16 protein-coding genes are annotated in these 12,222 nt (G+C 66.5%); 2 read left to right on the top strand and 14 right to left on the bottom strand.

Annotated features, from left to right (window positions below; genetic code table 11):
• From ssb to IFR23_RS07825, 5 genes are all read right to left on the bottom strand, one after another.
• Window positions 1-466, bottom strand: a 466-nt coding sequence (gene ssb / locus IFR23_RS07845; protein WP_192975368.1) for a single-stranded DNA-binding protein, incomplete at its 3' end; no start/stop codon positions are given.
• Between the two features lie 170 nt (window positions 467-636).
• Window positions 637-2,511, bottom strand: coding sequence for a ferrous iron transport protein B (gene feoB / locus IFR23_RS07840; protein WP_192975367.1), 1,875 nt, complete (start codon window positions 2,509-2,511; stop codon window positions 637-639).
• Between the two features lie 9 nt (window positions 2,512-2,520).
• Window positions 2,521-2,796 (bottom strand): FeoA family protein, encoded by a 276-nt coding sequence (locus IFR23_RS07835; RefSeq protein ID WP_060526089.1) that lies wholly within the window; start codon window positions 2,794-2,796, stop codon window positions 2,521-2,523.
• A 128-nt stretch (window positions 2,797-2,924) separates the two neighbouring features.
• Complete coding sequence (locus IFR23_RS07830) at window positions 2,925-3,578, bottom strand: COQ9 family protein (RefSeq protein WP_192975366.1); 654 nt, start codon at window positions 3,576-3,578, stop codon at window positions 2,925-2,927.
• Window positions 3,575-4,567 carry a DMT family transporter gene (locus tag IFR23_RS07825; protein ID WP_192975365.1) on the bottom strand — a complete coding sequence of 331 codons (993 nt, stop codon included), beginning with the start codon at window positions 4,565-4,567 and terminating at the stop codon, window positions 3,575-3,577. Before IFR23_RS07825 ends, IFR23_RS07830 begins: the two co-directional genes overlap by 4 nt.
• Window positions 4,568-4,618: 51 nt before the next feature.
• Here IFR23_RS07825 and IFR23_RS07820 point away from each other — a divergent pair, with 51 nt between their 5' ends.
• Complete coding sequence (locus IFR23_RS07820) at window positions 4,619-5,707, top strand: alkene reductase (RefSeq protein ID WP_192975364.1); 1,089 nt, start codon at window positions 4,619-4,621, stop codon at window positions 5,705-5,707.
• Window positions 5,708-5,942: 235 nt separating this feature from the next.
• Window positions 5,943-6,437: a hypothetical protein gene (locus tag IFR23_RS07815; RefSeq protein ID WP_244655506.1), complete on the top strand. Its 495-nt coding sequence runs from the start codon at window positions 5,943-5,945 to the stop codon at window positions 6,435-6,437.
• Between the two features lie 7 nt (window positions 6,438-6,444).
• Here the strand turns inward: IFR23_RS07815 and IFR23_RS07810 are convergent, their stop codons facing one another.
• The 9 genes from IFR23_RS07810 to IFR23_RS07770 all read right to left on the bottom strand — a co-directional run bounded on the left by IFR23_RS07810 (window position 6,445) and on the right by IFR23_RS07770 (window position 12,213).
• Window positions 6,445-6,819, bottom strand: a complete 375-nt coding sequence (locus IFR23_RS07810; protein WP_192975363.1) for a hypothetical protein — start codon at window positions 6,817-6,819, stop codon at window positions 6,445-6,447.
• 94 nt (window positions 6,820-6,913) lie between these two features.
• Window positions 6,914-7,729, bottom strand: a complete 816-nt coding sequence (locus tag IFR23_RS07805; RefSeq protein ID WP_192975362.1) for a DUF1206 domain-containing protein — start codon at window positions 7,727-7,729, stop codon at window positions 6,914-6,916.
• A 253-nt stretch (window positions 7,730-7,982) separates the two neighbouring features.
• Window positions 7,983-8,180, bottom strand: coding sequence for a DUF4169 family protein (locus IFR23_RS07800; RefSeq protein ID WP_192975361.1), 198 nt, complete (start codon window positions 8,178-8,180; stop codon window positions 7,983-7,985).
• On the bottom strand, window positions 8,173-8,718 hold the full coding sequence (locus IFR23_RS07795) for a GNAT family N-acetyltransferase (protein ID WP_192975360.1): 546 nt from the start codon (window positions 8,716-8,718) through the stop codon (window positions 8,173-8,175). The genes IFR23_RS07800 and IFR23_RS07795 overlap by 8 nt, the downstream gene beginning before the upstream one ends.
• The gene (gene ribH, locus IFR23_RS07790; protein ID WP_192975359.1) at window positions 8,715-9,137 is read right to left on the bottom strand and encodes a 6,7-dimethyl-8-ribityllumazine synthase; all 423 of its coding nucleotides are present in this window, start codon (window positions 9,135-9,137) and stop codon (window positions 8,715-8,717) included. Before ribH ends, IFR23_RS07795 begins: the two co-directional genes overlap by 4 nt.
• Window positions 9,137-10,291, bottom strand: a complete 1,155-nt coding sequence (gene ribB / locus IFR23_RS07785) for a 3,4-dihydroxy-2-butanone-4-phosphate synthase (protein WP_136188794.1) — start codon at window positions 10,289-10,291, stop codon at window positions 9,137-9,139. The genes ribH and ribB overlap by 1 nt, the downstream gene beginning before the upstream one ends.
• Window positions 10,275-10,886, bottom strand: a complete 612-nt coding sequence (locus IFR23_RS07780; protein ID WP_192975358.1) for a riboflavin synthase — start codon at window positions 10,884-10,886, stop codon at window positions 10,275-10,277. Before IFR23_RS07780 ends, ribB begins: the two co-directional genes overlap by 17 nt.
• On the bottom strand, window positions 10,886-11,869 hold the full coding sequence (ribD, locus tag IFR23_RS07775) for a bifunctional diaminohydroxyphosphoribosylaminopyrimidine deaminase/5-amino-6-(5-phosphoribosylamino)uracil reductase RibD (protein WP_342344893.1): 984 nt from the start codon (window positions 11,867-11,869) through the stop codon (window positions 10,886-10,888). Before ribD ends, IFR23_RS07780 begins: the two co-directional genes overlap by 1 nt.
• Complete coding sequence (locus IFR23_RS07770; RefSeq protein WP_192975356.1) at window positions 11,866-12,213, bottom strand: hypothetical protein; 348 nt, start codon at window positions 12,211-12,213, stop codon at window positions 11,866-11,868. The genes ribD and IFR23_RS07770 overlap by 4 nt, the downstream gene beginning before the upstream one ends.
• Window positions 12,214-12,222: the final 9 nt, after the last annotated feature.

Raw genomic sequence — 12,222 nt, 5'->3', positions numbered from 1 at the left:
CGCCGCCCGACGAACCACCGCCGAAGTCGTTGCCGCCGCCACCGCCGGCCCAGTCGTCGCCACCGCCGCGGCTACCACCGCCGCCGCCGCCTGCACCGCCGCCTGCGCCGCCGTTCGAGCCGTCGAGCATCGTCAGGACGCTGTTGAAGCCCTGCAGCACGATCTCGGTCGAGTACTTGTCCTGGCCCTGCGCGTCCTGCCACTTCCGGGTCTGGAGAGCGCCTTCGATATAGACCTTCGAGCCCTTGCGCAGATACTTCTCGGCGACGTTCGCGAGACCTTCGTTGAAGATCGCGACCGAATGCCATTCGGTCTTTTCCTTGCGCTCGCCCGACATCTTGTCCTTCCAGGACTCCGATGTCGCGATGCGCAGGTTGACGACCTTGCCGCCGTTCTGGAACGCCTTGCTCTCCGGGTCGCGACCCAGATTGCCGACGATGATGACCTTGTTGACGCTGCCTGCCACGAACCCAGGACTCCACTAGTAAGGTTTGATTGCTCAGACGAGCATGAACGAATATACGGTAGCGGCGTAGGACCTGGGTGCAGATTACCCGGTGGAAGGGATGATCGCTTCTGGGGAGAAGGACCAGGACCTACGCCTTGAACGGATTTGGAGTCCGCTCAGTGCATCACCTACAAACCAGCGGCTACCGCCAGCCAGTATGTGATACCCGCCATGATGTACGCGGCGGCGAACAAATAGCCAACCATGAAGGCGGGCCATTTCCACCCATTGGTCTCGCGACGGGTGACGGCGATGGTCGAAATGCACTGCGGCGCGAACACGAACCACATCAGGAAGGCGAGTGCGGTCGGCAGGCTCCAGCGGCCGCGGAGGTTCTCGACCATCGCCTTGCCGCCCTGGTTGCTGTCGGGATCGTCGATGGCATAGACGGTGCCGATCGCCGCGACCGCGACTTCGCGCGCGGCCATCGCCGGGATGAGCGCGAGGACGATGTCGCGGTTGAAGCCGATCGGCGCGAAGATCGGCGCGATGCCGTTCGCAATGCGCCCGGCGACCGAATAATCGACCGCCGAGATCTTTGGCGCGCCGGCGGGCTGCTCGGGCGGCTTGGGGAAGCTCAGCAACACCCACAGGATGATGGTCGAGGTCAGAATGATCCCGCCGGCGCGCTTCAGGAAGATCTGCGCGCGGCTCCACAGGCCGATGCCGACGTCGCGCCACTGCGGCCACTGGTATTTCGGCATCTCCATCATGAAGCCCGACGACACGCCCTTGGTGACGGTCCGGCGCAGCACCAGCGCCGCGACGAACGCGCCGACGATGCCCATCACGTACAGCCCGAGCATCACCAGCCCCTGCAACCCGACGAACGGCAGCACCTGCGTATTGGGAATGAACGCACCGATGATCAGCGTGTAGACCGGCAGGCGCGCGGAACACGTCATCAGCGGCGCGATCAGGATCGTGGTCAGGCGGTCCTTCTCGTCGTCGATCGTCCGCGTCGCCATGATCCCGGGGATCGCGCAGGCGAAGCTCGACAGCAGCGGGATGAACGCGCGACCCGACAGCCCGACGCTCGCCATCACGCGGTCCATCAGGAACGCCGCGCGGACCATGTAGCCGCTCGCCTCGAGCACCAGGATGAAGAGGAACAGAATGAGGATCTGCGGCAGGAACACGATCACCGCACCGACGCCTTTGATCACGCCGTCGACCAGCAGCGAGCGGAGCAGCGAATCGGGCATTTCGGCGGTCAGGAACCCCTGCAACGCGGTGAAGCCCGCATCGATCGCGTCCATGAACGGCTGTGCCCAGCTGAACACCGCCTGGAACATCAGGAACATGATCGCGAGCAGCAGGATCGGGCCGGCGACGGGGTGCAGCGCGACCGCGTCGAGCATGTGCGTCCAGCGGCGGACCTGCGTCTCGGAGACGGTCGCGGACGTCGCGATCTGGCGGGCGCGGCGCTGGAGCGTGACGATGTCGTCCTGCACGCTGCCGTCAGACTTTCGCAGACGCATCGGGCCGTTGACGACGATGCCGGACAGCGCCGCCTTCAACTCGTCGAGGCCGCGCTTGCGCACCGCGACGGTCGGGATCACCGGCACGCCGAGTTCGCGTTCGAGCACCTTGGGGTCGAGCTTCAACCCGTCGCGCTCGGCGAGATCGACCATGTTGAGCGCGACCACGACCGGCAGGCCGAGCGCGATCAGCTGGAGCGTGAAGCGGAGGTGGTTATCGAGATTGGCAGCGTCGACGACGACGACCAGTGCGTCGGGCAGGCGCTCGCCGTCCTGCGTGCCGGTGACGACGTCGCGCGTGACCCGCTCGTCGGGGGAGGAGGGTTCGAGGCTGTATGCGCCGGGGAGGTCGACCAGTTCGACCGGTCGGCCGTCATCGAGCATCAGCCGCCCGACCTTCCGCTCGACCGTGACGCCGGGATAATTGCCGACCTTCTGGCGCGCACCCGTGAGCGCGTTGAACAGCGCGCTCTTGCCGGCATTGGGATTGCCGACCAGCGCAACCAGCGGTGCTGCGTTCATTCTAAAGGGTTATTCGGCCGCGGCAGGCATTGGCGAGACGTGGATCGCTCCGGCGACCGCGCGGCGGAGTGCGACGGTCATGCGACCGATGCGGCAGGCGATCGGACCTTGGCCTAACGTCGCGCGGTGCAGGACCTCGACATCGACACCCTCGTCGAAACCCAGTTCGCGGAGTCGACGCGCCTCCGGCCCTGCAAGCCGCGCCCATTCGATCGCGGCGACAATCGCATGCTGCTTGCGCGGCAGGGTTTCGAGGCTGACGGAACGATCGGGGCGAGTGTCCATGATGCGACTGATTATCAGTAACCCCGGTCGAAGGAAAGCCCTAACCGCGGTTAGTTACTACCGCCTCCACGTCGCGCCATACGGACGAAACTTAGAGGGCAGAGTTACTTAGCGGACCGTTCTCGGCTTCAGGCGGTCGGATAGCGCAGCCGGCCGACGAATCGCGACAGGCTGAAACCGTGCTCAGTGCGCTTGAGGAACCCGGCCTTGGCCTTCTCGAACTGCATGATCCCGTTGATCCGCCGACCAAGGAACGCGCGGGAGTCGGCGAGGCCTTCGCTCTCGTCGTCGAGGAAGACCGTGATCGTCGACGCGTACACGCCGAGCAGGATTGTCCGCTTGGTGTAATAATTATAGTCGGTCGCGACATCGCCGGCGGCGCGCCAGATCGTGTCGACCGTCCGCCAGCCGAGCCGTGTCGCCTTCGCGAGGTTCTGCGGGAGCGCGAGGATCGCCAGCGCGCGCCGCAGCGATTCGCGGTCGATCGACGTCGCATCGAGCCGTGCCTCGACCAGCGCGGTGATCTTCTCGCGGATCTTCATCAGTGCGAGGCGCTCGGGGGGCACTGTCGCGAGCATCACGCCATCGATATGCGCGAACCACGCGTCGATCATGTCGACCGGCCCGTCCTTGAACGCGAGCGCGGCGATGTCGGTGTCGATTCCCTCGGCCTGCGCGGCCATGTCGCGCGCGGCATCGCTCCAGCCGTCGAACGCCGCGTTGGCGGCGATGCCGGGGGCGAGCAGGGCGCGGATTTCGTCGAGCGTAAGGTCTTGGGTCATACCGTCTCCTGCCGTTCAAAATCAGGCGTATCAAGCGTGTCTTCAAGGGGGACTTCCGGGGGAGGTCCCCGACGGACGAGCACCAGCGCGACCGCCACCATCACGACACCGACCAGATCCGCCGCACCGAGCCGCTCGCCATAGACGAGCCAACCTACGATACCGGCGACCACCGGCTGGATCAGCAGCGCGATCCCGATGACCAGCGGCGTGAAGCGGCCGAGCGCATAGATCATCAACCCTTGGCCGAGCACCTGGCTGCAAAGGGCAAGCCCGATCAGCGGCCCCCAATGCGTCGGCATCACGCGCTCACCCATCGCCAGCGCGAATACGAGCATCGGCACGATCCCCGCCAGCGTCGCCAGCGTCAGCGCGGACATCGGCGCCAGCGTCGCCCGTGCTCGCGCCATCAGGACGAAATAGATCGTGTAGAGCAGTCCCGCGAGCAGGCAGAACAGATCACCCGCCAGGTTCTTCGCATCGAGCTGATACGACCGCCCGAGCAGCAACGCGCCGCCCGCCGCCGCCAGGGCCAGCGCGAACCCTTGCGTCCGCGTCGGCCAGCTGCGGGCGATCAGGAAGCCGTAGATCGGGAAGATCAGCGTCGCGACGTTGCCGAACAGCGTCGCGTTGGCGAGCGTCGTGCGCAGGATGCCGAGATGCCACGTGCCGAGATCGGCCGCGAAGCACACCCCGCCCGCGAGCAGCCCCGCCCACAATTTCCACCCGAGCCGCATCGGCCGCGCGCCCTGCTGGACCGCGAGCACGACCAGGAACGGCACCGCCAGCGTCAGCCGCCAGAACCCCGCAGCCACGGGACCGACCTCGGTCGCGCGCACGAACCACGGCCCGAACGCCAGCGCGACGTTCGCCACCAGAAGCGCCGCAAAGGCGATAAGTCCCGGCGCGGCAACACTTTGCGCGGCCGGCGTCAAACCGTGCGGCGTATCGGGCACGCTAGATAATCTTTGCGGGTCGGGGCGATGCATGCCGCCCTGTAGCCTCCTATCTTCCGCCCGTCAGGCCAATAAGGAGCCCCCATGCCTAGCCTTTTCGATCCGATTACCCTTGGTGCCGTCGACGCGCCGAACCGCATCATCATGGCGCCGCTCACCCGCGGGCGTGCCGACAGGGATGCGGTGCCGACCGACATCATGGTCGAGTATTACACGCAGCGTGCGAGCGCCGGCCTGATCATCTCGGAAGCCACCGGCATCAGCCGCGAAGGCCTTGGTTGGCCGTTCGCGCCGGGTCTGTGGACCGACGCGCAGGTTGCCGCCTGGAAGCCGGTCACCGACTCGGTCCATGCCGCTGGTGGCCGGATCGTCGCGCAGCTCTGGCACATGGGTCGCCAGGGCCATTCGTCGGTGTACGAGACCCAGCCCGTGTCGTCGTCGGCCACCAAGACCGAAGGCCAAGCGCACACGTTCGAGGGCAAGAAGGACTTCGAGGTCGCGCGTCCGCTCGAGACCAACGAGATCCCGCGCCTGCTGAACGACTATGAGCTGGCAACCAAGAACGCGCTCGCGGCCGGCTTTGACGGCGTGCAGATCCACGCGGCGAACGGCTATCTGATCGACCAGTTCCTACGCGACAACGCGAACTTCCGCACCGACGAATATGGTGGCTCGATCGAGAACCGTGTCCGCCTGCTCCGTGAAGTCGCCGAGCGCGTGATCTCGGTCGCAGGGGCCGACCGCGTCAGCGTCCGCCTGTCGCCCAACGGTGATTCGCAGGGTGTCGACGACAGCAACCCCGAGGCGCTGTTCACCGCCGCTGCCAAGGCGCTGTCGGATCTCGGCATCGCGTTCCTCGAACTGCGCGAGCCTGGCCCCGATGGTACGTTCGGCAAGACCGACGTGCCGAAGCTCAGCCCGGCGATCCGCAAGGTGTTCAACGGCGTGCTGATCGTGAATTCGGACTACACGACCGTCGAGGAGGCGCAGGCCGAGCTCGATTCGGGCAATGCCGATGCGATCACCTTCGGTCGCACGTTCATCGCCAACCCCGACCTGCCCGAGCGCCTGCGCACCGGCGCACCGCTCGCGAAGGACGATGCGAAGACGTGGTACAGTCAGGGCCCCGAGGGCTACATCGACTACCCCGCGCTTGAGACTGCCAACGCATAACCCGCGTACGCCAAGTCGCGACCTTGCTCCGACTGCCCACCCTAACACCGTCACCCCAGCGAAAGCTGGGGTATCCCTCGTGGCTCGCGACATTCGCCCCACGGTGAGATCCCAGCTTTCGCTGGGATAACGGAGGGTGGGGGGAGACGACATAGAGACCCTAGTCACCCGCGCCGCCATCGCTTAGCAGCGCGCCTCCGCGTCGTACGGCGCACCGGTGACGACAGGATGTGCAATGAGCGACGGCTGGCCGAGCGGCGGCAGGAGAACGGGACCGCTCATGCCGGGCACCGCCGACCGCGCCGCGAAGCGAGCGGAGGAGCGCGCGAACGGCCGCGAGCAGCGCGCGAAGGAGCGGCTTGCCGCGTCCGAACAGCGATCCGAGTCGCGCGCCGCCCAACGTGATCTCCAGTCCCAGGAACGCGAACGTGCCCGTGAAAGCCGTCGGATCGAGGAGGATCAGCGGATCAAGGCGCGGCTCGATGCGCCGCCGACCAACGATGTCGAGGCGCTTAAGATTTCCAAACGCCGTCGTTCGGGCGCGCTCGCGCGTAGCGGCGAGGAATCGAAGACCGACCGCGACACGCGCAGCTACAAGACCATCGTCGACACCGCGCGGATCCGCACGCTCGCCGATCGCGGCGCGTCCTTGTCGGGGCTTGCCGGCGCGTTCGGCATCACGATCGAGGAGGTCGAGGCGGCTTTGCTCGAAACGACCGGAGAGAACTGACGGCCGATCAGGCGGCTGCGCGATCCCCGGCCAACCACGCCTTCGCCTCGTCGATATCGAGGAAGGTCCGGCAGTTCTCGGCCTTCAGATAGCGTTCGGTCTGGAGCTTGGCCAAATGAGAGGCGACCACCGCAGCGATCGGCGCCGACGTGACCTTCAGCGCCTTGGGCATCATCGCTTCGAGCGCATCGATCACCTTCAACGGCTGGATCGCCGCCTTGCGAAGGTCGGCGAGCACGACGAACCGGCCGTGATACAGACGTGCCGCAGTGCCCCGCGCGAGCAGTTCGGCGGAGAATGCCGCGGTCGTCGCGACCGACCAGAACCCTTCGGTGACGATGGTGAGTGTCTTGGTCGGGACGTCGAAGCTGATCGTGTACATACTGATCTCCATTAACATCAGGGCCTTAACGAGAGCCTGATGAGACGGTGATCTTTTTCCGCTATAGGAATGGGCTTCCGCTGAGAGGAAAACCCTAATCGGTACCCGGCAGGTCGACGTGGAGCCGCCGGAAGCGTGCCTCGACCAGACTGTACGCACCGAACAGCGCCAGACCGATCCCGGTCAGCGCGAGCAGCCATTTGCCACCCGGTTGCGATTGCAGCCGCTCCAGCGCCTCGGCCACCCCGCCCGCATCGCTCGCATGCGCGGTCCAGGCGGCGAGCGCGAACAGCCCGGCGACGATCAGGAACACCAGCGCGCGCGCGCCGTAGCCGATCCGACCCATCGTGCAGACATAGCCGGGGGCAGGGGCATCGCCGCGCAACTCACGGATGAAATCGCCGCGCCACGCCTTCTGCGCCTGCTGGAAGGCCGCGACCAGCACACCGAGCGCGACCGCGCCGACCAGAACGCGCCCGGCAGGCTGGTCGAGCAAGAGCGCGGTCCAGTCCCGCGCGCTTTCGTCACCGGGCGAGACGGCGATCTTGCCCTTGCCCAGATCGAGCGCGAGCCGGGTCGCGGTCCAGGCCAGGATCAGATGCGCGATGCCGCTGACGATGTGACCGATCCGCTTGAGGCTGCCCTTGGCATCGCGGGTGATCTGCTCGGGATTCGCGGCGGCCTCGGTCAGCCGCCAGACCGCATAGCCGAGCAACCCTGCAGCCACGATCGCGAGCAATACCGGGCCGAGCGGTCCGCCCGCCATCGACCCGATCGCGCCCTGGTTGTCGGCGATCTCGCCACCGTGCAACGCGGCATCGACCGCGAACCAGCCGACGAGGATATACACGACGCCGCGCGCGGCAAAGCCGAGCTTGGCGAGCCACGTCGCATTCGCATCCGAGATCATGATAGCCCCCTTGTTACGCAGGCATAACGGTGCGCGACGTGGGACGTTCCTGCGCAGCGGCGGGCGAGGCGGTCGAGGCCGCGACTGTCTTCAGGGTGCACGACCGACATTCGGTAAGCGAGCCGCTATGTGTCGAATGCGGACCTCATCGATCCTCCCCCGTCAGGAGGACGATCGTAGGTTGGACGTTGGTTCGGTCTGGCGCTCGCAAGGGGAGGGACCCACAGCGGCCGTCGGCAAGACGAGGGCGAGGTTACTCCTCGAACGTGTCGGAGATGGAATCGAGCCGCGCGCCATCCAGCGTCTTCTCGATCCGAGTCTTCGCAGCCGCGTCGGCCGCCTTCTCGGCCACCGTCCGCCCGAACAGCCTGCGGTTCTGATCCGCCCTCGACGAGGCCTCCTCGCGAGCCCGCTGCTTCCGGACGAGTCGCAGGTTGATCACGTCACCCACGCCCTGTTCTCCGCGCCCGCCAGTCGGCGGCGCTCTGGCCCCAATCGTCCACCGGCAGCGCTTCGAGCGGCGGGGGAAGTGTCGTTCGGCCGCGGTTGGTCGACCCGAGCCGTTGCGCGAGCGCGATCGACTCGGCGTTGTCGGGTGCGATGGTGTGGATGATGTCGGTCCAGCCGAGCACATCGACCGCATAGTCGATCGTCGCCGTCGCAGCCTCGCGCGCGAACCCGCGACCGGAGAACTGCGATGCGAGTCCCCAGCCGATCTCCGTCCCCGGCCAGTCTTCGGGCTGCCACGGACCGACGCGGCCGATCCATTCGCCGGTATCGCGTCGCGTCACCGCGAACATCGAGAAGCCGCGAATGCTCCACGCGCCCGTCATCGCGCACAGCCCACGCCAGGCGACGCTGCGCGACTGCACACCACCGAGATGGCGCATCGTGACGGGATCGGCGTGGAACGCATACCACGCCTCGGCATCCTCCGGTCCCAAGGGCCGGAGCAACAGGCGCTCCGTCAGGAGCACCGGCGCGGTCATGCGATGAAGCGGTCCTTGAGCGCCAGCATCGTCAACGCCGCCTTCGCCGCGCCACCGCCCTTGTCGCCTTCGGTGGGCTTTGCGCGGGTCAGCGCCTGCGCCTCGTTCTCGGTGGTCAGGATGCCGTTGCCGATCGACAGGCCGTCCATCGTCAGCTGCATGATCCCGCGTGCGCTCTCGCCCGCGACGATCTCGAAATGATAGGTCTCGCCGCGGATCACGACGCCCAGCGCGACATAGGCGTCGAACGTCTCGCTCTCGGCCGCCAGCGCGATCGCGCCGGGGACTTCGAGCGCACCGGGCACGGTGATCGTCTCGTGCGTGTGGCCGGCGGCTTCAATCGCGGCCTTCGCGCCTTCGACCAGCAGGTCGTTGAGGTGATCGTAGAACCGGGCTTCGACGATGAGGAGATGCGCCATCAGTTGCTCTTTTCCGTGTTCAGGGACGCGATCGGGCGCTCGCCGACGATCGACAGGCCATAGCCGTCGAGGCCGACCAGCGTGTGATGCGTGTTGGTGATCAGCACCATGTCGTGGACGCCGAGTTCGGTCAGGATCATCGCGCCGACGCCGTAGTCGCGCAGTTCCTCCATGTCCGGGGTGATCTCTGCGCCCGCCTTCTTCATCACCGCCGAGGTGAAGGTGTTGCTGCGCGGACGGTTGATGACGACGATCACGCCCGCGCCCTCGTCCGCGATCATCTGCATCGAGCGCGCGAGGATGCGACCGCGATCGCCCGATTCGCCGAAGATGTCCGCGAACGGCGACAGCGCATGCATGCGGACGAGCGTCGGCTTGGCGGGGTCGATCTTGCCCTTGACCAGTGCGACCTGCTCGGTGCCGGTCGCCTTGTTCCAGAACGTCAACGCGCTCCAGTCGCCACCCCATTCGGAGGTGAACTTCGCCTCGGCGCGCTTCTCGACGAGGTGATCGTGGCGGCGGCGATAGGCGATCAGGTCGCGGATCGTGCCGATCTTGACGTTGTGGAACTGCGCGAAGGTGACGAGGTCGTCCATCCGCGCCATCGTGCCGTCCTCGTTCATGATCTCGCAGATCACGCCCGAGGGGTTGAGCCCGGCGAGCCGCGCGACGTCGACTGCCGCCTCGGTATGGCCGGCGCGGATCAGCACGCCGCCGTCGCGCGCGACCAGCGGGAAGACGTGGCCGGGGGTGACGATATCCGGCTTGCCCTTGGTCGCATCGACCGCGACCGCGATGGTGCGCGCGCGATCGGCGGCCGAGATGCCCGTCGTCACGCCTTCGAGCGCCTCGATCGACACGGTGAACGCGGTTTCGTGCCGCGTGCCGTTGTTGCGGCTCATCAGCTCGAGCCCGAGTTCTTCGGTCCGCTCCCTGGTCAGCGCGAGGCAGATCAGGCCGCGACCGAACTTCGCCATGAAGTTGATCTTCTCCGGCGTCGCCATCTGCGCGGGGATGACAAGGTCGCCCTCGTTCTCGCGATCCTCGTCGTCGACCAGGATGAACATCCGGCCGTTGCGCGCCTCGTCGATGATCTCTTCGGGGCTGGAGAGGTAACCGTGCTTCAGACGGGCGAGTTCAGCTGGCTTTGACACGGTAATGCTCCATGCGTTGGAGATAGCGGGCGAGGACGTCGATCTCGATATTGACCGACTGCCCCATCTGGATCGTCCCGAGCGTGGTGACCGCCCAGGTATGCGGGATGATGTTGAGGCCGAATTCGACCTCCCCGTCGATGTCTTGAACGCTGTTTACCGTGAGCGAGACGCCATCGACCGTCACCGAACCCTTGGGTGCGATGAACGGCGCGATGTCTGCACCCGCGCGGATGGTGACGCGGTGCGATCCACCTTCCTCCGCGAGCGCGACGACGGTGCCGAGGCCGTCGACGTGGCCCGTGACGATATGGCCACCGAGTTCGTCGCCGAGCTTCATCGCGCGTTCGAGGTTGAACTTGCGACCCTGCGTCCACTGATCGCGCGCGGTGCGACTGATCGTCTCGCCCGAGACGTCGACCGCGAACCAGTTGGGGCCTTTGTCGACCACGGTCAGGCAGACGCCCGAGCAGGAGATCGACGCGCCGAGATCGACGGTGGCGGTATCATAGGCGGTGCTCACGACTACACGCGTATCGCCGGGCGATTCCACGGTTGTGACGGTGCCGATGTCGGTGACGATTCCGGTGAACATTATGCCTCGTTTCGTTCGCGCTCGTAGACCTCGAGCCGGTCCATGCCAAGTTGCCGCGCATCGACTGGCGTCCAGCGATGATGCGCTTCGGCCAGGTCGGTGAGGCCGATGTCGCGGAGTGCGGGCTTGCCGCCGCCGATCAGGATCGGTGCGCGGTAGAGAAGGATGCGGTCGACTAGATCTGCCGCGAGGAACGCCGACGCTACGGCCGCGCCGCCTTCGACGAGGATGTGGTCGACACCGGTGAGGGTGGCGATGTCGTGCGGGGCGGCGATGACGGTCCAACCGGGCACGTCTTGGACGGTCGAAGATAAAAGCACGCGCGTCGGTCCGCGAGCTTCCAGACCCGGTAGCCGCACGTCGAGTCGCGGCGCATCGGCGTCATACGTGCCGCGACCGACGAGGATCGCCTCGTGCCGGCTCCGCTCGAGATGTGCGTGGGCGCGGGCTTGCGGGCCGGTGATCCAGCGACTCGACCCGTCCGCCATCGCGATGCCGCCGTCGAGCGAGGTCGCGAGCTTCAGGGTAACATGAGGGCGACCGAGCGCCTGCCGGGCGAGAAAGCCGGCCATCGAACGTCCGGCTTCGTTCGCGCCAACACCGCGCGTCACCGTGATGCCGGCCGCCTGAAGCCGGGCAAATCCCTTGCCTGCCGTTCGTGCGTCGGGGTCTTCGAGGGCGGCAACAACACGCGCAACGCCTGCCTGGATCAGCAGGTCGCTACACGCCGGCCCACGCGACGACTGATGCGCGCACGGCTCCAGCGTCACATAGACCGTAGCCCCTCGCGCGTTCGCACCAGCCTCAGCCAGTGCCATCGCCTCCGCATGCGGACGTCCGCCGACCTGCGTCCAACCGCGCCCGACCACCTGGCCTTCGCGCACGATCACGCAGCCGACATTGGGGTTGGGCGCGGTCCGTCCTCGGCCGCGCTCGGCCAGTGCCAGCGCGGCGCCCATCAAGCGCGCGTCAGCCTGGGTCAGATTCCCATGGCCTTTAGCTTGTCGTCGAGGCGCTTGAACGAAGCGCGCTGTGCGTCCTCGCGTGCCTTCTGCTCGGCGAGCGCCTTGGCCTTGATCGGCGCATCGATCTTCTGTTGCGCGATGATCTGCGCATCGGTGCGATCCGCGGGCCATTGCTCGACGTAGATGATCTTCGGCCGGTATTCCTTCTCGACGTACGAGTCCTTCATGAACGCGTAGATCAGGAAGCTGGTGACGCCGAGCGCCGCCACGAGAAAGATGAGCTCGTATGGCCGGCGCTGGCTGAGGAAGAGCCGCAGGTCGCGATAGGCGACGATCGGCGTGAAACGACTGAAAAAGCCCATGTCGCGCAA

This window comes from Sphingomonas sp. CFBP 13603 (genome assembly GCF_014892665.1).
Classification (GTDB): domain Bacteria; phylum Pseudomonadota; class Alphaproteobacteria; order Sphingomonadales; family Sphingomonadaceae; genus Sphingomonas.
The sequence above is the reverse complement of the archived record's forward strand: the minus strand, read 5'-3'. Positions and strand labels throughout refer to the sequence as shown.

Coding starts and splice junctions, on each gene's coding strand:
- feoB (WP_192975367.1), bottom strand. CDS start 2,511: ATGAACGCAGCACCGCTGGTTGCGCTGGTCGGCAATCCCAATGCCGGC.
- IFR23_RS07835 (WP_060526089.1), bottom strand. CDS start 2,796: ATGGACACTCGCCCCGATCGTTCCGTCAGCCTCGAAACCCTGCCGCGC.
- IFR23_RS07830 (WP_192975366.1), bottom strand. CDS start 3,578: ATGACCCAAGACCTTACGCTCGACGAAATCCGCGCCCTGCTCGCCCCC.
- IFR23_RS07825 (WP_192975365.1), bottom strand. CDS start 4,567: ATGCATCGCCCCGACCCGCAAAGATTATCTAGCGTGCCCGATACGCCG.
- IFR23_RS07820 (WP_192975364.1), top strand. CDS start 4,619: ATGCCTAGCCTTTTCGATCCGATTACCCTTGGTGCCGTCGACGCGCCG.
- IFR23_RS07815 (WP_244655506.1), top strand. CDS start 5,943: ATGAGCGACGGCTGGCCGAGCGGCGGCAGGAGAACGGGACCGCTCATG.
- IFR23_RS07810 (WP_192975363.1), bottom strand. CDS start 6,819: ATGTACACGATCAGCTTCGACGTCCCGACCAAGACACTCACCATCGTC.
- IFR23_RS07805 (WP_192975362.1), bottom strand. CDS start 7,729: ATGATCTCGGATGCGAATGCGACGTGGCTCGCCAAGCTCGGCTTTGCC.
- IFR23_RS07795 (WP_192975360.1), bottom strand. CDS start 8,718: ATGACCGCGCCGGTGCTCCTGACGGAGCGCCTGTTGCTCCGGCCCTTG.
- ribH (WP_192975359.1), bottom strand. CDS start 9,137: ATGGCGCATCTCCTCATCGTCGAAGCCCGGTTCTACGATCACCTCAAC.
- IFR23_RS07780 (WP_192975358.1), bottom strand. CDS start 10,886: ATGTTCACCGGAATCGTCACCGACATCGGCACCGTCACAACCGTGGAA.
- IFR23_RS07770 (WP_192975356.1), bottom strand. CDS start 12,213: ATGGGCTTTTTCAGTCGTTTCACGCCGATCGTCGCCTATCGCGACCTG.